Here is a 26674-nt window from a genome sequence, read left to right on the forward strand (position 1 = left end):
AAATCTGTGTTACTATACGCGTGCTGTCAGGAGATAACACGCTTATAGGTAAGTATGACTAAGAATACGGACAATTTATTCGCAAAAATCATCAAACAAGAAAAGCAATTAATTGCCAAGAAGGAATCAGTCGAACAGTTAAGCCCTTTAATTGATGATGAATTTATTGAAATTGCCCAGACTGGCAAAGCGTTTGATAAACGTGAAGTGATCCGCTGGCTCGAGCAGGAAAGTCATTCAGAACGAACTGGCCTCCAATTCAAGGCGAGGCTAATCAGCGATCAAGTGATTTTGTTAACCTACATCAGCAGCAGCAAGGTTGAGGGTGGCAACTGTAAACTGGCATTACGCTCTTCTCTCTGGCGGGAGAAAGAAGGTTATTGGCGGATGGTGTTTCATCAGGAAACGCCTATTGATTAGAGGTTAACCCTTCCCTGGATTTGGGAACTTTATCGCAAAGCCTAACGCAACTGCCTCCAGGATTGGCGGCCGAAGCGGCTGCTGCCCGGGTTTTCCGTGACTTTCTTAATACTGCCGCTTGTGCCTGCCAGGTATTTAAATTCCTGACTTCCAGCGCTAAGAACTGAAGGCATATTGGTTAAGCCGACACCAGGATTATATCCGCTGGCGACAACTTCCGTTGTATCTCCTCCGCTACTGGTGATGGAGACGGCATCGCCGGCATCAAAACCACCGTCGTTATTTAAATCAAATACATGATAATTCAAACGGGCGCCAGTGAATGCATTAAGCTCCATCAGCCAGCTTTCACCGCCAAAATCGCAGGGATCTTCAGTTGGGATAGTGGTGGTGAAGATGATTTTACCATTCAAAAAAAGCATGTTGGCAATGACGCGTTCTCCGCGTTGCACGTTATTGACGGTTAAATCCATATACCAGCCGCGGTCATTATTGGCGAGCAAATTGTCGCTGGTAACCCGCACATTGTCTTCTTCCTGTAAAATAGTTTGCTGGCGCAATTCATTGCGTCCTGTGATGACTGTATTATTTGTATCTCTTAAAGCATAAACACTTTGTATGCTGGTATCCGTTTTGTCGCTGGCTTCCAGATATTTACCTGTGCCAATGTAGACCTGCAATCCAGAAGGGTCGACATCCAGACGGGATACAGTGGGTTTGATGGTAATGGGCTGTCGATTGCCATTTGCATCCTGGGCGACAAAAAACGGCGCGGGGTTGCTGCCTGATTTAAAACTGAAATCCCATTGATTGACATTACTTGAAGAGATGTCAATTTTCCAGAGATTGCCGAATAAATCGCCGACGTATACCCTATCGGCAATACTATTGCCGTCAATATCCACCACCACGGGCGAGGCCATGCCGTTTGGGCGGCCAAGGCCCAGCGGATCATCACTCATGCCGACGCCTGTATCCAATTTTTTAATGATTGCGCCTGTGTCGATGTTAACAATATATAAAACGGCATTCCCTGTTATGCTGGCTCGGCCATCATCGGCTGTATTGTTATACCCATTACCGAATATGGCGGCCCATTGTCCGTTTGCCAGGCGGACAATGGCTGGCTGGCTGTAGGTAAACCCTAAATCAGCATCATTCACGTCGGTAAATTCCCATTTCACAATATTTGCGGCATTCGCTTCAGTAAAAGAAGCGGGATCTGTAACATCCAGAGCGTAAATGCCTTGTCCGCCGCCATTTAACCCGCCCGCAAGGATAGTTCGCCATTGGTTGTTGATAAATACATCAATCACAGCGGGTGAACCATCAACAAAATAATGGTGATTGTAATCGGGGGAAGTCAGTTTAGTCAGATTAGGATAGACAGCGGAAGGAACATAGGCAAAAAGCTCATTTCCGGTTATGGCATTAAAAGCATGGAGCATCCCATCATTGGCGCCTACATAGAGCACTGCCTGGCGGTTGAGATTTGCCTGACGAAAACTGTTATAGGAAACATTGTTTTCAGGAGCAGCCCCACTCCAAACTACCGGATATTGTTGCTCGGGAACGCTGATGGCAATGGGATTGGAGTTAATGATATCGCCAAGAACCGTTGAGCGGTCGCGGAATGTTCCGCCGTTTCGCGCCTCTTCTGCCTGGTTGCCGCGGATGAAATTAAGACGGTTGCTGCCCAGGGAGTCATTAAGGCCGGTTGCAGGATTTGTATTTAATAAAGCAACTTGAGAAGCATCAAGCTCATCTGTTCCGGGAGATGCGGGAGTTGTTGGCCATCGAAAAGCAATTCCTGTATTCGTTGAAGGTTTATAGGTGATGATGCGCCTGCCGGTATTGAAATTTTGCAGATCCAGTTGCTGTGCCGCATCCCAGATTGCACCTGAAGGCCCGCTGCCGGTAAACAAAATATCACCCGTAGTTTCATCAATGGCAAATGCAAGCAATTGCCCGCTCCAATCTTTGGTGCGGAAGATGGCTTGATAGATTCTGGTTTCTTCGGCAAGAAAACCGCTGCTTAAAGCAGCAGATGCGAAAGAACCTGTACGCTCCATAATGAGCCCAAAGGCTTTTGCGAGCAGGGTTTTTAAATTCGTTGCGTTGGTGACCAAAAAATAATTATCAGGATTGCCATCCCCATCTTTGTCAAATTCCTGGTTTTGATCGGGGATATTGTTGTTATTAAGATCAGTAAAGCCCCCCCATTTTGCACCATACCACAGTGGTGAGTTCAATAGGGCGGCAGTAGGCTCGTTGCTTGAGGTAAATATGCGGGTCGTGACTGTGGGTAGCGGAAGATTATCCTGCCAGCCTTGCCCCGGTAACTGGCCTGGGGGCGTATCCAGAAAATAGTCTATGTCAGCAGTAATTGACGTATCGCTGTCACGGACCTCAAGATAAACGCCGTCTGCCGTCGTACCTGAAATCACATAACCCATGTGCTGGGTAATGGAACCCGCGCTGTAGATGGTTTCCAGGGTAATGGTCAGCGTGTTGTTGGGATTGACAGTGATGGTGTATTTGACAATGGCATCCATATCAAAGTCAGCGCCTTGCTGGACATCTTCAAAATTCACCCGAAATACGCCTCCTGTATCCGTTAAGGACTCAATGTAGAAATCGACTATATTGTTTGTCGGCTGATAACGTCCTTGTGTTGCATTGATGCTGAATCCTTTTACGGATTTGCCAAAGGGAATAATGGTAATTTTGTTTCCGCCCACGTTGAAAGAAATTTCAGGGGAGGGTGAAGATAAGGCAATCATATAAGTTTTGATATTCTGAATCCCTTGGGCGCTGTTGACATCATTTACCCAGCCATAATAGGCGACACTTGCAGTATAGTAGCTGCCTTCGGAGTTCGGTTCATGGGGGGCGAGTCCGCGGATATTGCCAAAACTTGTAACTGTTTTGGGCGTCGGCGCACCGTCGCTCACGCCACCTGACTGGCCGATAAAAGCGAGAATGCTGGCAAGCCCTTCTCCTGAAAAAATGGCTTGGCCAATCGCTGCGGCAGATAGAGAAGGCGATAAATCGCCGCTGAAACTGTTAAAATAACTTCCAGGAACTTGGTCGCTATCGTAAGTGGGATAAATATCGCTGATGACTAGCATGTTTGCTTTAGCGCATCTTGGATACTGGCTGTAGGGGTTAATCCATGAGGGTTTGGGTAAGCCAAGCGCTCCATCGGTTCCGCCTGAATAATTAAAAGATGCCGTCGGATTGGATTTTCCAGCGAAATAGCGCACGGCTTCATACATCATTTCGGCTAGTGGATTGCCCCACATCTGACATTCGCCATTATTGATGTTGCGGGTGGTGATCCAGCCGCAGTCATAGGTATAATCCGTTTTAAAACCGGTTACGGTTAACTTGTCTAGCGTTGCGATAATGCCGTTGACACTGGTAAATTGTCCAGTGTTCAAGTCAATTTCATCAGTAATGGATGAAATGTTTTTTCTTAATACGCCGCCTGCCAAATTATTGTTGTAAGAACCCGTGATCAACCCAAAAAGCATGGCATCGTTTTCGCCAAATTCCTGCAGTAAGCCGATGGGTTTATGGTTGCCATTGGCATAGGTTCGACAGTTCTCTTCAAGGCCAATGTTTGCATCACAGACCTTAACGCGCACCACGAAATCATAGATTGCATCGATGAATGGGCCGCTGCTGCCATTTAATGCCCTGCTGCCTGCAACGGGCCGCTCGATGCTGACCCACTCCCAAATGCGGTAAGGCTCATTTAATGCAACGCGTAGAAGAGGCAAGCCTGAACCATTGCGCAATGTGGTATTGGCAAAAAGGTGGCGTCCTAAAGTCGGTTGGTTAAAAGGGGTGTAATCGCTGATGTTATACCCATCGACAAGGCTGCTATTATATTCCTTGCCCCAACTGTGGCCGTCTTGCGGGATGTAGGTTCTTTGCAGGATGGTTTGGCCGCTGCCGTCGACAGACCGGTAGCCGCCGTATAAAACCTTTCTGATGGCATCAAGGCGTGCGGTGGTCAAATAATTGAGAAAGTTGCCGCTCCAGTTTCCAGGGCATCGTTTGTCTGCAGTATTGGATATTGGGTAAAAATAGAGCCCCGATGCATCATAGGCATAGCATTTGTAACTGTCAAAGTAGCCGAAGTAATCAATACCGGGTTTAAAGCGCAAATCAATCGTGCCGTCGCCATCAATATCAGTAGAATCGTTATAGGCTTCAAAATAGAGCTTGTGGTCACGGCTGACCACAAGCATGGACAAAGGCGCTACTGCATCTGAAAGAAAAAGCGGGCTTTGGGAAAGATTAAGCGGCGCTGCCATCATCTTGCCTGGCAAAATCATGCAGGGCAACAACAGCAGAGGAAGCAGGCGTTTCATCAGAATCTCCTGCCTATCGTGGTTTGTAAAATGCTCACTGCATTATCGGTCGCACCAGTACCGCGAGCAGTGATTTGGTAATAAAATACCCCCTGGCTTTTTTTTGACGAGTCGCCGACTTCCGGAGAATCAGGCACATACTGGAGGAACTCAACGATATAGCGAGGCGGTGTAGCAATATTATCCAGTTCTGAACCATAGGCTGCCGAATTGGATTGCCACCAGGTGCTTGTCTGTGTGGTAAAATCCAGATTTTGGTAAGGTTCGCGCACGCAGGGAAAAGCAGAGCAGGAAGCTTGCACGGAAGGTTGTTTGCTTAAGCTTAAAAGCCAGGCCTCCCCTGCAGTAAGGGCGGTTTCTGCTGCATTAAAGGATAACTCTTTATCCTGCAGGTTTGCCGACATTTTTTCTTCCATATGGGTCACTTGCATGGCGCTGACGCCAAGCAGGGTTATTACAAAGAGAAGGATTAAGGTTACCGCAAGCGTTGCGCCAAACTGCTGTTTCATGATGGCAACCCCCTGTTTCTTAATGTGATGAATGTTTGCCATTCCCGCCGCAATTTTCGATCAGTCGGTGTATAGGTTGTGCCGTTAAATTGATAAGCCTGATTTTTATTGATGATGTTTTCAATGGAAGAGAATAATAAATTTACTTTTAAACTGATGACTTTGTCCCAGTTATTGCTGGCGTTAACTTCGGAAGCGGTTTGATAGACATCGGCGGCTTTGTCATTGTTGGTATCGATACCATAACTGACCTGCATGTTTTCAACGCCATCGGCAATTTCAATTTCATTGCCGTTGATGTCTTGGCGAACCAGGGCATAAATGGGCTGATTGCTTGCATTTTTGCGCCCCGTATCCTTAATGTAAAAAGCATAATAAACATACCGCATGACATGAGCTCCTGCAGTATAGGCAACAGTTAAATCATTGCTGGTATTATTGGTAACCGTATGGGTAATGGCTGTGGCGTTTGTATTGCCGCCTGCAACAAAAATATCCCCTACGCTGCAATTGCTGATCATGACGACTTCACCGGCTCGAATACCCAGGCGGTCATAAACGAGAATGGGGTTATTGGTTCGATTCATATCATCGCGCAATTGAACATTCGTGTTGGCAGCCATGCGGATTTCGACAACATCAGTTCCAGAAGCCGGTTTTCCGCTTAAGTTGGCAGGAAGTGTCGGGCTAAATGAAGTAGCCAGGCCGTCAAAGCCCATAACCGGTTTATCATAGAGCAATACGCTTGAAGGATCTTTTACTCTGTTTGTCATCTTGACATAAGTTTCACTGGCGCAACCCTGAAAACCCGCCATGCGGATTTCCCGGTTTAGGTAATAGTTGGCATAGCGGGCATTTTCCTGCAGGCGCGCTAAAGCATCCTGCACACGAAACGTTGTTTTATTGGTGAGGTACACAGAACCTGCCGTTGCAATCAGCAAGGTGCCAAGGGTGATGGCCACCATAAATTCTATGATAGAAAATCCTTCGTTCAATATTTTCAAGGTCATAATTCCACCTCCAGGATAAGGCAGGTTAAATCGACCTCGGGATTCCCGCTGCATCCCAAACCGGCAGCTCCTGTACGGTTATTGTCCCAGCGTACTGTGATGGTGAATTGGTTGCCATTTCGCGTAACGGTTCCCTGACCTGAAGGTAAAAGCTCGGAGTTGGTGGTATTCCATTGATAAGCATCTCGTTGTGCAATTTCGGAAATGGTGCAGGCGCTGCACGTTGGTTCTGCAGGAATGCCTGAGATGTTGTTATAGGCACCTGCTTTAACGCCTGGATAATTGGCCCGCATTCGGTCAATCATACTGTTTGCCTGGGCAACGGCTATAGCGCGCAGTTGTGCCGAATGATTGCTTCGAATCATATTTAATTGCAGCGCCGCAATGCCTAAAAGGCCAACGGCTAAAATCACAACGCTGATTAGGACTTCAAGCAGGGTAAATCCTAATTGATTTTTATATATATTTATCATTCCTAAAACTTCCGATTCCTATATATAAAGATAGCTCAAAAAATGAACTTTGCGATCGTTAATTAGTCTTTTGTCCAAAGCTACTGCGGTTTTTTTTATGAAATCTTGAATGAGTATGTTTTTGTTTAAACGAAGTATTTTTTAAAAAAGAATTGTATTTGTCCCTCCCGCGCATGCGAAAATCCATACAAGACAAAAGCATCGTATTGTTTTCAGCGTGTTGGATGGCGAGGGATCGCCTGGATTTAGCAGGAAGCTGCGCTCAAGGGATCCTTCACCGTCATTCACGAGAAAGGGGAACTGCGGTTATTCGCTGATAGACACAAATTTTGGTCTTTTTAAACAACTGTAGATAAGGATTGCAGAAGTGTTTTGAATATTTTCGGCGTTCCTGTAACGATATCACCTTGCTTTAAGTAGTTTTCACCGCCTTGAAAATCGCTGGCCAAACCGCCTGCTTCTTGAATGAGCAGGGCACCCGCAGCGATATCCCATATGTTTAAACCGAATTCAAAAAATCCATCGAGACGCCCGCTGGCCACATAAGCCAAATCCAGGGCCGCAGCGCCAGTGCGTCGAAGCCCTGCACATTTCCCCGAGAGCGCTTCAAAAGCGGACAAGTAACGTTTGATGGCAGCGCTGTTTCGTAAACTGAGACCTGTACCCAAGAGTGACGAGCCAAGCTGCGTTTGTTTGGAAACGCGAATGCGGTAATCATTTAAACGCGCGCCTCTGCCCCGGGTTGCAGCAAAGCATTCATGCCGTAGCGGGTCAAAAACAACCCCATGCTCAATCCTGTTTTTTATGCGGACTGCTATGGATACAGCATAAAATGGAAATCCGTGTAGATAATTATTTGTTCCATCCAAAGGGTCAATGATCCAGACTGTTTCAGCATTATCGTTATGGATGCCGCTCTCTTCCGCAATGATCCCATGCGCCGGATAGGCTTTATGAATTGTGCGGATGATGGCCTGCTCCGCTTTGATATCCACTTCGGAGAAATAATCTTCCTCGCTTTTTGCGGTAATTTTGATGCGATCGAGTTGATCAATATGCCGAACAATGATTTCACCTGCATGGCGCGCGGCGGAAATAGCGATATTTAACAGTGGTTCCATAATTTACCTTTAAACATAAAGCCTGCTATTCTAACACAGTTTATCTGTTTAGATAAAAATCAAATCTAACAGGCAGGGCAAAATCATACTGGATCACAGGTTGCAATACTTGTAAAAAAGATGAGTCCATAAATTTCTGCAGTAATTAAAAAAATATAATCAAACCAGAACACCATAACGATCTGTTTCCACCCAAAGCGGTACGATCTTGCCCTGTCCCACAGGCCGAATCTCAATAAAGTTTATTTTCCTTCCTGAATCAAGTTATGATTTGAAATAATTCCCTGAGCGCAGGATGCGGCTTTGGATCAGAATATAGTGACAATCTCACGCCCTGCTTTTATTTCACGGGCAGCGCTGATTTGCCTGGCGACTGCAGTATTGGCCTGGCTTATTAGTTTTTTGCCGGTTTACCAGGTTCTATCGGGATATTGTTATGACTTGATGGCGATATCCATCCCAAAACCTTTTTCTGTTCCAGAAGCAAAAGTGTTGCTGATCCATATGGATAAAGAATATCCAGAGGTAAATGATGATGATTGGCTGCAACTTTTAAAAGAACTTGAAGAATTAAAAGCAAGTCTGATTATCTTTTCTTTTCTGCCAGGCAATGCCGGTGAATCCTTTTTTTCGGCCGCAAAAAGCTTTGGCAATGTATTTTTTGCACGGGCAGCAAAAAATAATCCAGAAACGAATGAATGGCAATTTGTTGAAAAGATACCGGCAAAAGCGGAAAATCTTGGGCTGTCTATTGGTGTTTTAGCTTTGCCGGACAGCATGTACGGCATTTACCGAACCCAGCAATATAATTATGCTGTTAATGGTAAACCTTACCCTGCTGTTGAAACTCTGGCTGCACAAGCGTTTTTAAAAAATAAACAAATTGTATCGGGCAAAGATTATTTTATCTATTTTTCATATCAAACTTTACCTTTTTTAAACTTAAAGCAAATTTTAAAAGGAGAGCTTGTTCCAGAGCTGATAAAAAATAAAGTTGTTTTTATAGGGAAAGATCAAAAACAGGAGGGGATGGCGACACCGCTGGTACGGTTAGGCGAGCAAATCAGCACCTTTCAATACCATGGCCTGGCTTTAAATACTCTCCTAACCGAGCAGGCAATTCGTTGGTGTACGGGCTTTGCCAAATTGGGATTTATTCTGATAAGCAATTTCCTGGTTTTAGCAGTTTTTTACTGGAGCTCCCTGCGTTTTGTGTTCTTAATTCTCGCTGGTATTTTGCTTGCGGAGTTCGTCATTGCCTGGTTGGTGCTCGCCTTGTTTTATCTTTGGATACCCATATTAGCGATGTGGATTGCCCACATTCTGTTTTTTATATTCTATATGCATTACCAGGATATAGTAGAACATGACCAGATCTGGAAAATAATACACAGTTTATCGGGAAAATTTTTAAGACAAAATATTCCGGATAAAGTTTATGCGCAGGAACAATACTGGTCAAAAATTATTGTCATGGTCAGCCAGTCTCTTAATCTCGAGCGCGCGATTTTTCTGGAATCAAAAACAAATTCATATTATGTTCAGGAAGTTATTGCATTAAATTGCGGTTTGGCAGACATTCACGAACGGCGAAGGGATTACCGCCGTGAACCTTATCGTTCTGCCATAAAACAAAATGCCATATTACCTGTTGAGCAATTTTTTCTTTACGGAACCGAAGATGAACAGCAGTTTATTTATCCCTTGACTTTTTTAGATAGATTGCTGGGATTTTGGGTATTCAGCATCAAACCTAAACAATCTCTGTCTGCAAAACAGGAAGATTATATAAGACGGGTAGGCCGCCATATTGCGACTCTTTTATTTTATCGTGACTTGTGGCTTAAACAGAAAAAAGAAAAAAATTTTTTCAATTATTTTCAACATACCAGTCATTACCGTCTGCTTGCGACCCTTGACAGAATGCTATCGTTGCTGGAAAGGCAGTTTACTGCTATAGAAGATTACTTAAACGCACAAAGCACTGCCAGCATTTTTTTTGATTTGTTTGGGCGTATTTGGATAGCGAACCAAAAGATGCAAGCACTTTTAAAGCGTGCAAATATCCGTATTGAAGAACTGACCGCCCTGGATATGCTGCATCAATTGGCTGGTGTGGAAATTAAGGAAGCAAAGCGTTTATTGCAGACATTAATAGTGGAGGGTGGTGAAGCTGCGTTCACTGTGAACTTGCCCAATATCAACGAAAAGATTTTCAAGCTGCGACTTGCAGCTATTAATACCAATATTGAAGATTACCGCTTGCGTACAAAAAACATGCTTGATGTAGAACGCCAGGGTTTTTTATGTGAAATTATAGACTTATCCCTTTTAAGACAAGAAATAAACCGGAAGCAATGACAATTTTCCCCCTCAATATATTTCCGTATGCTTTATCGAGTTCTGTCATTACCACGGTATGGGTTGGGGTATTTGTTGTCACTTTTTTTAACCTGAGGCTGGGTTGGGTTTTATCTGGCCTTGTTGTTCCTGGCTATTTGGTTCCTTTGTTGATTATTCGCCCTGTATCTGTAGCCGTCATTCTACTGGAAGCTGTGATCACCTACTGTCTGGTTTGGGGCTATTCAACTTATGTTGCTCTGTGGTTAAAGGGCAGCGAGCTTTTTGGGAGGGACAGATTTTTTATCCTGTTGCTTGTTAGCGTGCTGGTGAGGATAGTCATGGACAGCTGGTTTTTGCCGCAGTTTGGCATGTATTTGAACCAGAACTTTAATATTCATCTTGATTATCACAGCGCTTTACATAGCTTTGGCTTGATTGTTGTCGCTTTGGCCGCAAACCAGCTATGGAAAGCGGGCCTTTATCGTGGATTGATGCAAAACTTGCTCATTCTCGGCATGACCTATTTGCTTGTGCGCCTATTAATAGAATATACCAATTTTAACGTCAGTAACCTGCAATACATGTACGAAGACATTGCCATATCAATGCTTGCAAGTCCTAAATCTTATATTATTCTGATTCTAACAGCTTTTATTGCTTCAAAATTAAATCTCCATTATGGCTGGGAATATAATGGCATATTAATTCCCGCCTTATTAGCCCTGCAATGGTATGAGCCAATTAAAATTGTATCCTCGTTTGTAGAAGCCTTTGTCATTCTGGGTGCTGGAATTCTTGTTTTAAATTTACCGCCTTTCAGGCATAAAAGTATCGAAGGTGCCTATAAAATTCTTTTATTTTTTAATATAGGTTTCATATACAAACTGATACTTGGTTATTTTTTTTATTATTTTTTCTCTTTTGTTGATGTAACTGATTTATATGGATTTGGCTATTTACTCTCAACTTTAATCGCCATTAAAATGCATGATAAAAAGGTTTTCATTCACCTGCCTGTTTCCACTTTGCAAACCACCATAATATCGATTGTTTGTGCATGTATCGCAGGATATTTGCTGACCTTGCTGCCACAATATAGCTTGCGGCAGGGATGGATGCCTTATGCTCCAATAAAACGGCATGTTTTGCCTGAAAATATTACCTTAGAAGAGGCGCTTCAACATGAAAAAATCAGCCTTTATAAGTCAAAAATTGATGATTTTTTTCAACAGCCTACACCCCATGAATTAAACCAGTTTGCAACAGCTGTCAGACAGTTACTGACCATTAACCAAGAAAGCCTCAAGCGTGATGATCCTGTTATAAGAGGAGCTCGGAAATTATTAAAAGAAACTAATTATCAGGTTGAAATGATTGAAAATCGTTATTTTCTTCTTCATGAAAAATATCCTCAGCGAGGCACAGGCATATATGTTATAGATACCTTGGCATCCAGTCATCTGCTGATTGAAGTACCAAATCCGATTAGAGAACACTATTCTCTGGAAATTGCAGCATTTTTCTTTAGAGAATTGAATGCGCGGGGACTTGCTATTGCGGGTGTTTCAAGAGATACAGGGGAATCTCCATTAAGCAATGTATTGCGTAACCCAAATACTTTTTATCAGGTATTCCATCATGTTCTTCAGAAAAATAATGTATTGCAAATCAGAGTTTATCCTGCCGGTAAAGATTTACCGAACCTCATCCGTATTAAAAATACCCTGCCGGAAGGTCTTAATTTAAAAAGGTTAAAACAACTGTTAGAAAACTTTGAAGTGTCCTGGCAAAAACCAGATGAGATGAATTTGCAATGGCATACGACTAAAAGCGGATTTGTTGAGTTGATTTTTACCCATTCTGCAACTTATGAATTTTTAAGCAAAATTTTTAAGCCTCATGCCAAAGCAAGCGGGAAACCAATTTTAGAAGAAAAAGGATACTTATCGAGCTGGATTTTTGCTAAAAAGAAACAAATGGCTGATAAAGGCAGCAACCTATATCAACCCTCTGAAATGGAAGAACTGTTGTATTTTGATAACGAAGTTCTAACGCCGCTCATTTCAGCAATTAAAACCTATGATAAAAAAGGGAAGTGGAGTGATGCAAGCCTTAAGATATTAAGTCTTATCAATGCGCAGGCAAATTTCATGGGCTATGAAATTATCCTCTTTGAAGAACTTCACACCAAGAAAAACTATGTCATATTAAGCGAAATTCCTGATTCGCCAAAAAGAGGTTACAGAGGGAGCTTTATTTTTCGCCTGGGGCAATCAAGTCCCTACGTTATTCAAATTCCAAGGCCAATTTTTGAAATAAACAGCTTTGAATACGGTGTTAGTCTGTTTGAGATTCTGAATGCGCGCGCGCTGATTATCGCAGGAGCTCACCCATATGCAAATCAGGATAAAACCTCAGATTTATTAAGCCAGGCGAATAGTAAAAATCTCGTGAATCTCGTTTCTCAGGTTATTTTGCGGGAGTATGAAGGTAAACCCCTAATGCTTGTGCAATGCCGTACCTTTGGAGTACAGGAAGACGCGCCGACTGCTCAAGCTGAAATATTGCTTTCTTTTGCGGATGGGTCGATCAACCCCGAACAGTTTACCCTGCTCGCTCAGGAGTTAGTGAAGGCATTAAGAACCATGGGGCTTGAAATCAAACTGGTTCAGGGTTCTCCGGCGACTATTGGGTATGAGGCCAGCGGGGCATATTTAAGTCAATATCTTGCACAAAGTAAAAATAAAGAAATGGCAACTGTCTGGCTCTCTCCAATACTTCGTGCTGATTTTCGCTTGCCGGAAGATACGCCTCTGGAAGAGGCTAAATTTTCAGCGGCAGGCATAGATACTGTTGAAAAAGATCTCTATACCTATTTACATAAGTTAAAACGTGGATCTAACAAAAGGATTCCTGAAAAATTAAAGCGCAAGCTAATGGAATTTTTAAAAATCCAAGATATGTTGCTTTTGCAACAATTGCAACATCACTGGCCGGACTACCAGTTTCAACGAGTAATAGACCTAAGTACACAACAGTCTTTCTTGCTGATTTTCGACAAGGGGTATCATCTGCTTGCGGTCATGAATCTTGCCGCAACCAATAAAGAAAGAACGATCTTTATCAATACCGAGCAATTACCGCAAAATAAGATTAAAGAATTTATCGAGTCACGGGCAGCCTGGCTGGAAATAATAAAGTAGAATGGTTCTCAAGGATTGAACAAGGTTATTCATGAAGAAACTCGGCTTGCTGGTTGTTTTGCTGTTAATAGGCTTAAGCGCCTGGATTTATCATCAGGAGTTAAAAAGTCCTTATCCCATGCCGTTGGATAAAAGAGCATCTGAGGCAAAAACCAGCATTGTATATGAATTGGAGAAAGAAAAATGGACGGTATTTAATCTGCCCCCCAACACACCGGGTTTAAAAATTGTCACTCATGCCAATCTGCCAGTACACCTGCAACTAATCCCCGATGAACGATTAAAATACGCTTTGGAATACCAGCTTCTCGATAAAAATAACAGGGTCTTGCAAACCCGGGATTATCATTTTACTGCCACAGTTAAGTTTTATAAGGATCCCCGCTTTAAAAAGCCAATCACCGCATCTTTTTATTATGACCCAAATATCATTCCTTCTGATGGTAAGGTATTAAAATTAAATCTAGAAGGCATGCCCGCCGTTGCTCGATTTCGAGTCAGAGTTAAAAGCAAAGACCCTGTTCTGCAGGGAATACTGATTCGCGTGTACGCCGCCAACATAAGCCCCCTTCCAAACTATCCTCTTCAATGGCGGCGATTAAATCAGGCACAACAGGAACGGCTTGCTCGCGGCAACATTTACCCAAGTTATTTATTGACTGAAGAAGAAATAGCAAATCTCCTGAAAGATCAATATCTTCCTGTAGGACCAGCCGGAATAGAAGGTGAGGATTACAAATCTTACAAACTGTACATCGCAAACCAGCAGCACATGGAACCTGTACCGTCTGATATCCTGCCTGTTGGTTTACTGGTGGATGATGTGCTGCGTGGAGTCATTCCCTTACCCAAGGGAGAGAATATGATCCGCTTGCAATTTTCCAGCGCAAAACAGGGCAATGATCCGCCCAAAGGAAGCACCATTATTATCCGTTGGCGTGGCAGGACTTTGTTCGAATCCAGGCAATTTAAAGTCGAGTGGTCCGGAAATAAGGTGGAATGGCAGCATCGGTTACCCCTGGGAGAACTGGAAATTATAGCCCCTGGACAGTTGATTGTTCGTGCCTGGGTTGTCAATGGTAAGCCCGTTGAAATAACGCCTGAACCGCTATACCTTAGGACGTACACCGCTTTTCGCAACAATCCTGTGCAATACAGCATCAATCACCCCAATAACCAACCAGCTCTTTTTCGGGTGGATTTTCGTTTATTAATTCCCTTCAATATCAGTAAACTTACATTGCCGAAAGTTCAATATGCTTTACTTGATCAAAATAAAAAAACAATTGCGAGGGGCTTATTAAGCATTAACCCGGGGGAATTTGGCGAATTGCTTTCCCATTATGAGCGTCTCGATGATCAACCGTTTTCTTCCCGAGTATCTTCAACTGTTTCTTATTATTTTGTCTTACAGCCAGAAATTAAATTTATCAAATTTCTCGCAAATGAACCTGTGCTGCTGCGCGCCTATAACAGGCCCTATAATATGGTTCGGAAAATTAAAGTTCCTGAAGCCTATTATTATCATCTGCAGCCAGAACTTCGCCAACCAGCATGGTTTTTTTTAAAACCGGATAACGAAGATGATCTCTTGCTGAATAAGCGCTCTATCTTGCTTGTAACCCAGAAAGAACCTGAAGAGCTCAATCCAGAAGCGCTGGCAGGCAATTACCGCTGGGAAGATTTTCACCCGCAAGGGACGAGTCTTGGCAAACTTATCTTGACTCCCATCACTTATTTTAGGGCACTGAGGAAAGAAGCCCTAAGTCAGGTTTATCAGAAGATACCGGTGAATCATACAGTTGGGATTGAACTGAATGGAGAAGCTGGTGAAAGAAACATCAATCCTTATCTTGCTTATATCCGCAACGACAGCACTCCAGCAGTTGTAAAGCTTTTGATCGATGGATGCATGCATTATCAGGGTCTTATTCCTGGTGCGTCTGGCGAAATCCTGTTGCCTGCCATCAACACAGGAAAACATCAGATCCATATTCAAAGCGACAAGGGCACGGTTTTTTATCTAAATCACACCTCTACCACCAAAGGCGATTATTTAAAGCGTCTGGTCAACTATCTTGACAAGGATGGGCTGACCTTTAATTATGAAAAAATAAGTAGGGATGAAGAAACATTATCGTTTCGATTTTATGTGCCTTATGAAGCAGTAGGTCGAAATAAAATATCCATTGAGATACAGGCAGTGCGAAGCCTTAAAAATCCCCTGCGTTACTGGAGTCTCCTGAATCGGGAATTTGATATTGAACCCAATAAGGCATCCAAAATACCCGTATTTTTTATGCCCCAACAAAACCTGGATAAAGGACAGTTACTCACTGTTCCCGTGGGTGAAGATGTAGAGCCAGGCACTTATACGGTCAATGTTAAATTGTTAAAAGGGACGCCGGGCTATCTCATTTTTTCACGCTTGATACCTGGTGAGTATTCACTGGATAAAATTTTTATGGAAAAAGAAGGCGGGCGATGCGCCAACTCAATGTAAACATCAGGCATGAAACTGTAAAAGAAAAAAAAATAAGGCATCGGCTTAAATCAATTTTCTTAGGCTTTTTTATATTCAATTCATGTCATGCAGACATTGCGGCAACAGCTGGGAATCTGCTTACTGAAGCATCACGTGGCAGCATTTATAAAGAGCCGTCTTCTATGGAATTGATTAGAGCAGAAGCGTTATTCCGCAGCATGTACCGCGGCGACTACCAGGGGCTTAAAAAAAAATGGAATGAACTTAATTTTGATCTCATCGAAGTTCAAGGATCAGATGAGCATGTATTGATCGTTAAAGAGAAAGATAAAGCAAAATTTGGCCGTGGTTTTTATATTTTCAGGGTGCATGATGGGAAACATACCCTGCAGGCGCCACACAGCTTTTTTGATTACAAGACCCGCCAAATAACGCTTGAACTATTTTTTACAGGAGATTTTAAAGCTGCCGCCTGGAATACCGTTTCCAGAAAAAGCATTGATATGGCAAGGGCTGAAGAAAGCTATATGATGGCATTTAGCAAAGCCTTTGCCCATGAAAATTCGAAGCGGTATCTCATTCAAATTCATGGCTTCAGGCAAGCAAAAAGAAACACTAAAGCCGGGCGTCATGCCGAGATGATTCTAAGCAGCGGTGAAGGATTTCCTTCACCCATTGTTCAACGCCTCGCAAGGTGCTTGAAAAATAAAGTTGACGAAAAAACCAGGGTCTGTTTTATTGATATATTTGAACTCTGCGCTACTGGCAATGCGATTGGCCGGATGTTAAAAACCATGGGACATGCAGGGTTTATACACATGGAATTAAGCTTCAAGCGGCGTTTTGCGCTGCTTAAAGATCGCGGTTTGTTAGTGAAGCTAAAGGATTGCTTAACTGAATGAAACACAATTATTGCCGCTGGCTTTTGCTTGGCATTTTATTTCTATCCTCAAGCACCGTATTTTCAGAGCTTGATAACGTGCAGGCGTTATTGTTAAAAGCCTATCAGACGCCTTTACGCTGGGATAATATTGAGAGTACGCCTTATTGGATTTCTGGCGAGAAGCCAGTCTATTCTTTGCAGTTAAATCAACATATTATCAGGCTGAAACCTGGGCAATTTGTCAAAGTATTGGTGCCCGAAGGCAGTGTTTTACGGATTATGAGCCGGTGTCCTTTTTTAGATAAAAAAGAGCTTGAAGTCAGTGCTTCAAATGGTACAGGATTATATGCTGAAGTTCCCATGCTTTTAAGCGAGGACGCCCATTCTTTTTTAACACCGAGAAATGAGCAGCATCCGCGGTTGTTTCTCATATCAAGACCTAAAAATTCCAAGGGCATGCGGGAAATTTCTCTTTTTAACTCACGGTTGGATTATCTGCCGGAACTTGCTCCTTACCGTGAGATCATTCCTTTTTGCACAAAGCCTGCAGAGATGGGACGGGAAATAGACGGCAGTATTGAACCTTATTGGGAATTTTTACCTTCACAAATCCATGCGGTGACAGTTTATGGTCCCACCCGTCTGGCTTTTGAAAACCGTATTGTTTATCCTGAAACGGAAGCCCAGCCGCTGCAAACTTATCAGGTCAACAGCAGGCTGGATGGTAAGCCATATCGTTCCTTGCAGTTTGAAACGTCACAAGAGCTCAGATGGCCGGTCAAGATTAATGGAAAAATCTCTGTCGCCGGGCGTCAGGAAGTCGGCTACCTTGAAATTCCAAAAGGTAAACATCGCCTGCAATTACAGGCCAGCGCAAAGTTATATGGGCGCTTGTTGAAACAGCAATCATCCGATTATTTATTTCCAAATTTCAACGCGCCAATCGTTCGGGCAGAAACGGTTGAAAAGCTGTTGCCGCTCAAGTGGCCTGATTTCTGGTCCATGGATAAAAAAAACATTATCCGTATCATTCATGATCCCCATGCATTGCCAGAAGAAAAAGAATATATTGCCAAGCGTGTGATGCGTGATAATACCCGAAAGGATGGCGGTCTTTTGGGGGTGATGTTCATGGAGCTTCTGGCAGGGCGGCACCTGGAATATCCTTTGATAAAAACTGTTGCCCAGGAATTTTTTGGATTTCATACCTTTTATCGCGATATTATGCCCGCAGATAAAAATACCCATGATCCGCAATACATGGCCTGGTTTTTAACGCCTGTTTTACACAATCCGGGTGAAGAAGGGCAAAGATTACTGTCAGGGGAGCAATTTTTACAAGCTTTGCTTGGCAGAATTGCAAGCGGCTATTTTAACCGACTGCCCAAAGAAGGTTATGAATATATCCTGCCGCCGCGGGCTTCTCCCACTTATCTTCGGGTGATAATCGACAGCCGGCAAACGCCTCCGGGCGCCAGATTTTTTCTAAAAATTGAAAATGAAGCACCAATTGCGTTTAAAGTCTTATGTAATCCCGAGCTTCAGCCAGCTGCATATCAACATACAGAGCAGCAAATGGGGCTTGAGGTACTGGCAAAACTTACAAAAGAACCGATTAAGGGTACGCTCTCCGCCTTATTCAGCCAGCACCATACCCCGGCAGAAATGACAAGAGCAGGTGTCTATGAGCTGCCTCTATCCAAAGAAACCAGAAAAATTAAAGTCTGGCCAGCTAATCCTTCTTTGCCTGTATATGTTGCCCTTCAATACCGGGAATCCGATCAGTTTTCACTTTCAGAAACCGCTTATATCAATACCATTCAGCAATTAAAGCCTGACACGCCGATATTCAGCCTTCTCCAGAAAACGTTGAATATCCCGTATACCCATCACCTAAACAATTCCCAAAAAGAACTGGAGAACCACTGGCTGCCCCTGATTCGCTTTATCATATCGAGATATGCAGAATTTTCTGCTTCAGTAGCTGATGCTCCAACGCCAAAGAGGGTAAAAGAGTCAGAAACTCATGTAAAACTTCAGCAAAAAATGAAGCTTGCTGAAGTTTTGGCAAGCGATTCTCAATGGCTGCCTGCGCTTGAAATTTGGAGTGACATTGCCCAAACCGCGTCTTCAAAATTACAGGAAAAAGCCCAAATAAAAGAAATTGAGGCCTTATTCAAGCTTGGCGAATACTATCTTGCGGAGATGAAATTGCGAGGTTATCTTTTATATGGAAAAAATCCCAGCATTCGGACATGGGCAAAAGAACGATTACGATCGTATTTTGTTAAAACCCATGATATTGAATCATTGAGCGATCTGTTTTCTGTATTGTTGGTAATAGAACCTACCCCTTCTCATGCCATAGAGTTAATGAGCTGGCTTTTGAAAAATAATGAACCGAAGCTTGCCTTGATGTTGGGTTTGACCATTCCTGACAAACAAAAACCGATAAACCTAATCCTCTATGCCGCATATCAAAGTCAATGGTGGAAAATTTATAATCATTTTTCAAATCAAGTCCGCACCCCAGAAGAACGCCATTTCTGGAAGGCTCTCGGCTTATTGGAAAAAAGAAAAATAAAAGAAGCGCTTGGTTTACTCGAACATGCAGGCGTAAGAGGGCAGAAGTGGAAAAATCATTTGGTTAAAGCTTGTCAGATCCTCCAAAAAATCAACTCCGAACAACTTGCAGAAAGAGAAGAGGCGCTCTCGCAATGGGAGATTTGGCAAAGAGAGCAGCCAGGGCCAAGTGCATGGAAAGACGATGCGGCAGCTGTCGTTGATTATGCCAAGATGGTAACGTTATACAGCATTCCGAGAGATTTATATTCTGCGGCATTTGCGGGAAATAGGGCGCATCCGGTTCGCTTAAAAGTGGCAGGCCCCATCAAGTTACGCCTTGAAATTCGTCCATTGCATCATAAAACATCCAAAGAACCTATAGATGGTTGGATCATGGTTCGTGAAAAACAAATTTTGCAGTTATTTCCGATTAATGGCAATGTGGTATCAGAAGCTGTGAAATTATTCGGAAATACAGATATGCAGCCCGGTCGAAGAATCTTTGTTGAACTTGAGGTTAAACCAGGTATTCATGAATTTAGGATTGATGCTCAAAAAACGCCGTTTTTAACGCGCATACAAACCTATCAGCCGCAAATCGTCAATCCTATCCTGCCTGTTTTAAATCCGGCGATTGTTACAGCCGCGCTTCAAGGGACTCTCTTGCGGTCACCGCATGCGTCCATTCCCTGTTATTTTTATGACTGTATGACCGTTATTGAACAAAAAACAAACTGCTTATTAAAGAAAAAAAGCGTGCGGAACTTATCCAAGCAATTATGTATTCATTAGATGCGTTAAAAAGCGCTATACAACAGGTTGTTGAGTCAGGGACTCCAGGTGAAAAAGACCCGGCTTGGTTTTTTGGACAAAAAACGCTTAAAACATCCTTGTTGCGCTTAAAAGCCATTTCTGGATTTCAAAGTTTTTGCCTGAACATTCAGACTGCGGATGGTTTGCCGGGAGCCATCAGGTTTAAACCTTTGGTAAAGTTTATCTCGTTTTATCTTTGTTTAATTTGTCTGGGCGGTATAGGCGATAAAACTTTTGCGGCAAAATACCAACCTGGAGTTACACACCCAAGCAATCACCAGGCATCAAACGAAGATATCATTAAAAAAATGACTGCATTTCTCTGGCTCGCTGAAAACGATAAAAACAAAAAACAATGGGCAACCGCGGCGGGAGAGATGCTTTTTCACCGTTATTCTTACATCCCGGAGTTACAGCCCATGTATGCAAGGCTGACGCGACATCTTGACTGGTTGCTATTGACCAATATCATGCAAAGCCCCGGGGTGCGTTTTCTTCCTGAAGATGGGTGGCTGCCTGAGGCGCCATCTCTTCGTATCCGACGGGCAATTACACCCCAATTAAAACAGGCAGAGCATGTCCTCGCCGGAACAGGACGGCTGGTGTATGTTATGGATTTTAAAAAAAACCAGAACATTCAAATGGCGCTCAAAGTCATTGATGTGCCTTTCATCCCAAGAACCCGTGTTGATATCCGCTATCGACTTGATAATGAACCGCCGGTTAAATTATCTATCCCTGCAGATACTGTTGATAAAACCATTCCTATTTCTGTAGCGCCTGGCAAACATGCATTGCGTATCGACATTCTTAATCCGGTTTATAACCAGTATCTCGCAGTAAGCTTTAAAATCAATGGAATAAAACCCGAATTAAAAAGAAGGGAACAACTGTATTTTGTTGCCAGACAATCAGAACCCATACAATTAAAAATAAAAGGGCCAGTTTTGCTGCGTATTGATGAGCGCCAGAAGGATATCATCATGACCCGTTATCAGCTTGTTGGTTCTAAAATCGAAACTATTGAATTAAAACCAAGCCTCGGTGAGCAAGAAGCTTTATTTCGCATCTTTCAAAGGATACCTGCCGAAGAGATACGCCAGAGTATGCCCCGTAAAATTAATGTACCCTATATTCCGGCCAAAGACGCATTTACCCAAATAGATGCGCCGCCAAAGCCCAAAATTGTGAGGTTTCACGATGGTTTGCCTTTAGGGGGGCAGGAAAATGGCACCTTAAGTTTTGCAGTCAGTTATAATCGGCGCAAAGATGTGCTGGAAAGGGAGGTCACCAGCATCGATTTAGAGCAGTTTGAAGCGTTAAACATGAACTATCGCTACTACAACCAGAATCTAAATACTTATTTTAATACCGGTATTGAACAGCACATCAGACGTTTTGGAGGGGCAGTATTAGGCATTGAAGAGCGCATCAATTATCGGCCCGTTTGGTTGCCTGTAAATTTTTGGTTGTATGGGAATGCTTTTTTTCAAAATCCTGATGGTAATCAGTGGATTCCCCTAGAAGGCAAGCAGGAGTGGTCAACTACCTGGGTTGGTGCTGTTTCCCAGCAAAGAAATTTTACCCCTAAAACATACCACATTCCCAACGCCTCATTTTTAGTACGGGGAATGAGCCTAAATAACCCTGAACAGTATGATCCGCGAGACATCGACCAAAATGTGTTTACATCTTATACATCCAATCACCGGGAGATCCTTGAGCTGTCCGATACTGTTTATCATCGACCCTGGCTTGATGCTTTGGGATTTTTTCGTGGTACCGTGGCAAATAATGAAAAAATGAATTTGTTAAGCACGAAATTTGATCTGGGCTGGCGCCAATTAATAGGGCCTGTTCAGGCAGATGTATCCTATCAATATGCCAATTATTATCCTGAAAAATTATTGCGCCGAACTTACAGTTTTAATGTGCTCTGGCAAAAATGGCTAAATAGCATGCAGTTATATGAATTGAAATTCCAGATTCAAAGGGATATTGACGCACCAGCAACTATGGGATTTCTGGTATTTACCTGGTATACCAGCAATGGCCGTGGGTATCGTGATTTTGTTCCTAATGAACTGTTTTTTCGTGACATACGCAGCCGCAATATTCCGCCTTGTCCTAATAATGGTGTTATAGTGAAATAGGCCGTTGAGTTTTGTAATTGTTGACTGCAAACTGAATTGATAGGGGTCTTTGTCGGTACAAAACCCACACAAACTTTATCTTGAATTCATTTTCGCTACAAAAATAAACAGGATGTTACCCAAAATGCGAAAAGAAATAGAAGCGTTTGCCTATAAATCTGCAAACCTGTTTTTAGCAAGGCTTGATGCAAAATTTCTAAAGCCAGTTTGGAAGCGGTTTTTAATAGATGAAAAAAGAAAAGAATCAGGTTTTTTGGGTGAAAGCAAAGCAAATACCTCAGAAAGGCTGTTGAAATTTTTAAAAGTTGAAATCCAGGCCTGTTTAGACAATATTAGCCGCTTCAACGACGAGCATCAGGATTTTATTAATCTTTATCAGAAAGCTTACACTGTTTTTGAACAACAAAAATTAATATTAAATTATGCGCAAGTTTTAGGCGCTACAAAAAGGGACTTAAAAAAGGATTCAGCCGCATTTTCGCGTTGGTTTGATAAAGATGCGGTCATTGAACGATATCAGAGAAAAATAGCGCAGTCTGAGTATACACTTATTTTATGTCTAAAGCTTATAAAACCACTTCTTGAGCAAATTCTGGAACATATGGACAAAGAAGCGTTTTCAGCTTTCTGGCAGCAGATACGGCTTCATGAATTATTTGAAACCATGCTGAAATACCGCGGTGATGCAAGGGTGGTGCAATCTGCTTTGTTCAGCCTTCGCCAATCGCTTATATTCCTGCCTCAAAGTTTTAAAAATAAGCTGTTTACAGACAAACTCCGCGAAGAAGTCCTTAAGATTGCCCATTCGGGTCTGCTCTCTCTCTGGTGTCAATGTGAAGCGCTTGAAATCCTGTTGCATATTGATGAAAGAATACTTGTCAAGCTGCTGGCAGACTATTTCAGTAATGAAAACGTGCGGGATAACCTTTTTTTGCACGCTAGGTTCGCAGTCTTTGCATCGCTGCTCATTGGAAAATATCCCGAGTTAGAAAAGACTTTACAGAAATTATGCCATGACAAAAAGCCTTATGTTCGCCAAATGCTGGCTCGTAATCTTAAGCATTTACCTGAAAAAAATTTGCAGAAATACATGAGAACCTTCTGTTTACTGGATAAAGCTCCAGAAGTTCGCGCAGCAGGTCTTTTAAATATACCGGAACTTGCGTTAAAGGAGGAATTATTCACCCCCTTGCTGGATTTTTTAATTGAATTATCAGAGCAGGAAAAAGACACTTTTGTTTTACGGGTATTGTGTAAGACCATTGCAGATTCTTATTTTATATTAAAAAAAAATAAGCACACAGAAGCTGCTGATGTTTGGTTATCCCGCTTAAAGCCATGTTTAAGCGCCCTGCATTTACAAGCTGAAAATTTAAGCGTCCGCCGTGAGGCCGCATATGTTTTGCTATCTCTCTGGTGTGAAAGCGATGAAAAAGCTCGAGCTTTAAAAAATGAATTAATCAAACTGATTCAGCCTCTTCGCGCAGGCCAAAGCATACGCCTGCCAAAAAAATTACTGCAAAACCACGATACTCAGACGATAGGCCGCGTCTTGGCTGTATTGGCAATCAATGACTTTGATTTAATATTTAAAATCGGCAAATATGGAAGTTCTGTTACCAGAGGCCATAAATTTGGATTTCGCCTATGGCGTTTATTGTATGAACTTCGTCATTCTTCATCTGATAAAAGGCAAGGCTTTCCCTATACAATAGGCCGAACCACTAAAGGGCAAATCCGTGCGCCGTCATCCATACTTGCCGAAGTTACCAAAACAAATGTTCCAGGCGAGCCTTTGCTCATGGAAAGTGAAAATGGATATCGGCCTTATTTACCCCTCATGGACGATGTCATGACCTGCCTTAAAAGTTCTGGCAAGACCATGAAACTGTTCACGAGTGAAGGCGTGACAAGCATTAAAGCACCCGATAAATTATTGCATCGTTTAAAAGCATATTATTTACTCAATATGCATTTTAACGATTATGATAAATTGCGAAACTGGCAGGAAACAGATAGCGTCTCGCCTAAACGTTATATCAAGTCTTTAAAAAGACTCGGCTTTCATATTTTTTTCAAGCCTTATGATACAGAAAAAGCAGACCCTGCCGTCACTCGTTTTTTTTCAAGCATCTCTTTGGTGCCATTTTTAGAACATTGGCATCAATTTGAAGATTATATGTCTTATCCTTACGGGAATTCATTATCTGATCTATTTATTTTTTGCCTCATTATTTTAGGTTATTTTATCGGACGGCACACCTACCTCAATCTCAAGGTATGGAGAGCGAGAAAAGCATTGCCTTTAGTCATAGGCGGCACAGGCACAAGAGGCAAATCTGGCGTTGAACGCATGAAGGCTGCATTGTTTAATGCGCTTGGTTATAGCGTTATTTGTAAAACAACCGGTTCTGAAGCGATGCTATTATACAGCAACAGACTTGAACCCTTGAGAGAATTACATTTGTTTCGCCCATTTGATAAGGCGACAATCTGGGAACAAACAGAAGTCATGCAGATGGCAAGGAATTTGGGTGTCGAGGTTTTTTTATGGGAATGCATGGGCTTACATCCCAACTACATTAAAATATTACAACGCGACTGGAGTCAAGATAATCTTTCAACCATCACCAATGCTTATCCCGATCACGAAGATATTCAAGGCCCTGCAGGTATTAACATACCTAGGGCCATGGCTGAATTTATTCAACCTGGCGGTATTTTAATCACAAGCGAACAGCAAATGCTGCCGATTTTAAGGGAAGAAGCCTGTCTTGCAGGCAGTGAAATTGTATCGGTTAATTGGATAGAAAAAGGGCTAATCACAGAAGATATCCTTAAACGATTTCCTTATCATGAACATGCTGAGAATCTTGCATTGATTTTAAAGCTGGCTGATAGGTTGGGAATTGACCATGACTTTATCCTAAAAGAAATTCCAGAACGTGTGGTCCCTGATATTGGCGTTTTAAAAATTTTCCCCCCCGCAGTTATCGACACCCGCAAGCTTGTTTTTGTCAATGGCATGTCGGCCAATGATCGTTATGGCTGTCTTGAAAACTGGAAACAAATCGGTTTCCAAAATCATGATCCGTATGAACATCCGGATGAGTGGATCAGTACGGTTGTTAATAACCGTGGAGACAGGGTTACTCGCTCGCAGGTTTTTGCGTCCATGATAGTGAGGGATTTACAGGCCGATAAACACTTCTTAATTGGAACAAACCTGAACGGACTAATAGGATTTATTGAGGGGGAGTGGCATGAGTATGCCAAGACAATAACCCTGTGGCCCGAGGAAGAAGGAGGCACATTTAAAAGCGTCAGCCAGGGTTATCTCAGGAAAATGCGCATACCTTATTTAAATAAACATATCGTTGCCCGGCTTAAATCCTTGCTGGAAGGTATAGATCAAAAGCAGGATGTTGCGCCAATCATTAAACAATGGGAAAGTCCGGAAAAATTAGAAGAAGCCCTGCGAAACAGCCCGTACAAGGATTGGTTAAAAGATATTTTGGCATACCATGAATTGAATCTTAAGAATTTTTACCGCTATGAGGAAATCCTGAAAAAAGCAGAGAAGGCCGGTCAGGCAGAGCGCGGGGAGATCGATCAGCAGTTTAAAGAATATTTACAAGCCATTTTTATGAACAAAATCCATATTATTGGTGATTATGCCATCAGTGCCAATGCAATCATGAATAAATTTATCCAGGAGACACCGCCGGGTCTAAAAAACGCTTTAATGGGGATACAAAATATAAAGGGACCTGGCCTTGAGTTAATCCGCATCTGGCAGGATTGGGAATACTGCCATAAGGCTTGCAGAAAAATCAAACAGCATGATGCATCTGCTATTGAAAAAGGCATCAAAGAACTGGTCGATTTTCATGAATACAATTTACTGTGTTTTAAAGAAGTTGAAGAAACTCTGGAAGAACTTGAGAAAATGAAGCTTGCCGAGGAAGAATGGCATGCTGCAGAAATAAAACGCATAAGAACAAACTATGAGCAAGCAAAAAACAAACTTAAAAAACACATTGACCAAGAAAGTAAAACAGGTTTTTTTTACCAGATCAAACTTGGGATTCAATCAGTTTTTAATGTATCGAGGGCAGTGCAAAGAAGGCGGATTGCCAATCAAATTTATAAGGATTTGGCCAATGAACGCATCAGTGTAAAACGTGCGGAAAAAGAGTTGAAAAAATTAACGATTGAGCAAACAACAGTTGGCCATTAGACTAAGAGATAGATCTATGATTACGGTTTGCTGACTGAGCCCATCTGTGGGATAATTTTGCCTTTGCGTATCCC

13 protein-coding genes are annotated in these 26674 nt (G+C 42.6%); 8 read left to right on the plus strand and 5 right to left on the minus strand.

Going from position 1 to position 26674, the window contains the following annotated elements; translation table 11 throughout:
• Positions 1-54: 54 nt before the first annotated feature.
• Positions 55-420 carry a nuclear transport factor 2 family protein gene (locus Llon_RS04375; RefSeq protein WP_058528844.1) on the plus strand — a complete coding sequence of 122 codons (366 nt, stop codon included), beginning with the start codon at positions 55-57 and terminating at the stop codon, positions 418-420.
• Between the two features lie 41 nt (positions 421-461).
• On the opposite strand, the gene Llon_RS04380 is transcribed toward Llon_RS04375, so the two are convergent.
• The 5 genes from Llon_RS04380 to Llon_RS04400 form a co-directional block, all read right to left on the minus strand.
• Positions 462-4802 carry a pilus assembly protein gene (locus Llon_RS04380; RefSeq protein WP_058528845.1) on the minus strand — a complete coding sequence of 1447 codons (4341 nt, stop codon included), beginning with the start codon at positions 4800-4802 and terminating at the stop codon, positions 462-464.
• On the minus strand, positions 4802-5311 hold the full coding sequence (locus tag Llon_RS04385) for a pilus assembly PilX family protein (protein WP_058528846.1): 510 nt from the start codon (positions 5309-5311) through the stop codon (positions 4802-4804). The genes Llon_RS04380 and Llon_RS04385 overlap by 1 nt, the downstream gene beginning before the upstream one ends.
• Positions 5308-6321: a PilW family protein gene (locus Llon_RS04390; protein WP_058528847.1), complete on the minus strand. Its 1014-nt coding sequence runs from the start codon at positions 6319-6321 to the stop codon at positions 5308-5310. The genes Llon_RS04385 and Llon_RS04390 overlap by 4 nt, the downstream gene beginning before the upstream one ends.
• Positions 6318-6794, minus strand: a complete 477-nt coding sequence (gene pilV / locus Llon_RS04395; protein WP_058528848.1) for a type IV pilus modification protein PilV — start codon at positions 6792-6794, stop codon at positions 6318-6320. The genes Llon_RS04390 and pilV overlap by 4 nt, the downstream gene beginning before the upstream one ends.
• A 338-nt stretch (positions 6795-7132) precedes the next feature.
• On the minus strand, positions 7133-7915 hold the full coding sequence (locus tag Llon_RS04400; protein WP_058528849.1) for an inositol monophosphatase family protein: 783 nt from the start codon (positions 7913-7915) through the stop codon (positions 7133-7135).
• Positions 7916-8218: 303 nt separating this feature from the next.
• Here Llon_RS04400 and Llon_RS04405 point away from each other — a divergent pair, with 303 nt between their 5' ends.
• From Llon_RS04405 to Llon_RS04435, 7 genes are all read left to right on the plus strand, one after another.
• Complete coding sequence (locus Llon_RS04405) at positions 8219-10276, plus strand: CHASE2 domain-containing protein (protein WP_058528850.1); 2058 nt, start codon at positions 8219-8221, stop codon at positions 10274-10276.
• Positions 10273-13461, plus strand: coding sequence for a poly-gamma-glutamate biosynthesis protein PgsC/CapC (locus Llon_RS04410; protein WP_058528851.1), 3189 nt, complete (start codon positions 10273-10275; stop codon positions 13459-13461). Before Llon_RS04405 ends, Llon_RS04410 begins: the two co-directional genes overlap by 4 nt.
• A 31-nt stretch (positions 13462-13492) precedes the next feature.
• Positions 13493-15964: a hypothetical protein gene (locus tag Llon_RS04415; protein WP_058528852.1), complete on the plus strand. Its 2472-nt coding sequence runs from the start codon at positions 13493-13495 to the stop codon at positions 15962-15964.
• Complete coding sequence (locus Llon_RS04420) at positions 15946-16848, plus strand: hypothetical protein (protein ID WP_058528853.1); 903 nt, start codon at positions 15946-15948, stop codon at positions 16846-16848. Before Llon_RS04415 ends, Llon_RS04420 begins: the two co-directional genes overlap by 19 nt.
• On the plus strand, positions 16845-20186 hold the full coding sequence (locus Llon_RS04425) for a hypothetical protein (RefSeq protein WP_058528854.1): 3342 nt from the start codon (positions 16845-16847) through the stop codon (positions 20184-20186). Before Llon_RS04420 ends, Llon_RS04425 begins: the two co-directional genes overlap by 4 nt.
• A complete protein-coding gene (locus Llon_RS04430) occupies positions 20174-22360 on the plus strand; it encodes a hypothetical protein (protein ID WP_058528855.1) in 2187 nt (728 codons plus the stop codon). The genes Llon_RS04425 and Llon_RS04430 overlap by 13 nt, the downstream gene beginning before the upstream one ends.
• A 124-nt stretch (positions 22361-22484) precedes the next feature.
• Positions 22485-26600, plus strand: coding sequence for a hypothetical protein (locus tag Llon_RS04435; protein WP_058528856.1), 4116 nt, complete (start codon positions 22485-22487; stop codon positions 26598-26600).
• Positions 26601-26674 lie beyond the last annotated feature (74 nt).

The sequence above is a fragment of the Legionella londiniensis genome (genome assembly GCF_001467825.1).
GTDB lineage: Bacteria > Pseudomonadota > Gammaproteobacteria > Legionellales > Legionellaceae > Legionella_A > Legionella_A londiniensis.

Bases quoted from the DNA above. Each gene is read 5' to 3' on its own strand.
- Llon_RS04375 (WP_058528844.1), top strand. From the start codon at position 55: ATGACTAAGAATACGGACAATTTATTCGCAAAAATCATCAAACAAGAA.
- Llon_RS04380 (WP_058528845.1), bottom strand. From the start codon at position 4,802: ATGAAACGCCTGCTTCCTCTGCTGTTGTTGCCCTGCATGATTTTGCCA.
- Llon_RS04385 (WP_058528846.1), bottom strand. From the start codon at position 5,311: ATGAAACAGCAGTTTGGCGCAACGCTTGCGGTAACCTTAATCCTTCTC.
- Llon_RS04390 (WP_058528847.1), bottom strand. From the start codon at position 6,321: ATGACCTTGAAAATATTGAACGAAGGATTTTCTATCATAGAATTTATG.
- pilV (WP_058528848.1), bottom strand. From the start codon at position 6,794: ATGATAAATATATATAAAAATCAATTAGGATTTACCCTGCTTGAAGTC.
- Llon_RS04400 (WP_058528849.1), bottom strand. From the start codon at position 7,915: ATGGAACCACTGTTAAATATCGCTATTTCCGCCGCGCGCCATGCAGGT.
- Llon_RS04410 (WP_058528851.1), top strand. From the start codon at position 10,273: ATGACAATTTTCCCCCTCAATATATTTCCGTATGCTTTATCGAGTTCT.
- Llon_RS04415 (WP_058528852.1), top strand. From the start codon at position 13,493: ATGAAGAAACTCGGCTTGCTGGTTGTTTTGCTGTTAATAGGCTTAAGC.
- Llon_RS04420 (WP_058528853.1), top strand. From the start codon at position 15,946: ATGCGCCAACTCAATGTAAACATCAGGCATGAAACTGTAAAAGAAAAA.
- Llon_RS04425 (WP_058528854.1), top strand. From the start codon at position 16,845: ATGAAACACAATTATTGCCGCTGGCTTTTGCTTGGCATTTTATTTCTA.
- Llon_RS04430 (WP_058528855.1), top strand. From the start codon at position 20,174: ATGTATTCATTAGATGCGTTAAAAAGCGCTATACAACAGGTTGTTGAG.
- Llon_RS04435 (WP_058528856.1), top strand. From the start codon at position 22,485: ATGCGAAAAGAAATAGAAGCGTTTGCCTATAAATCTGCAAACCTGTTT.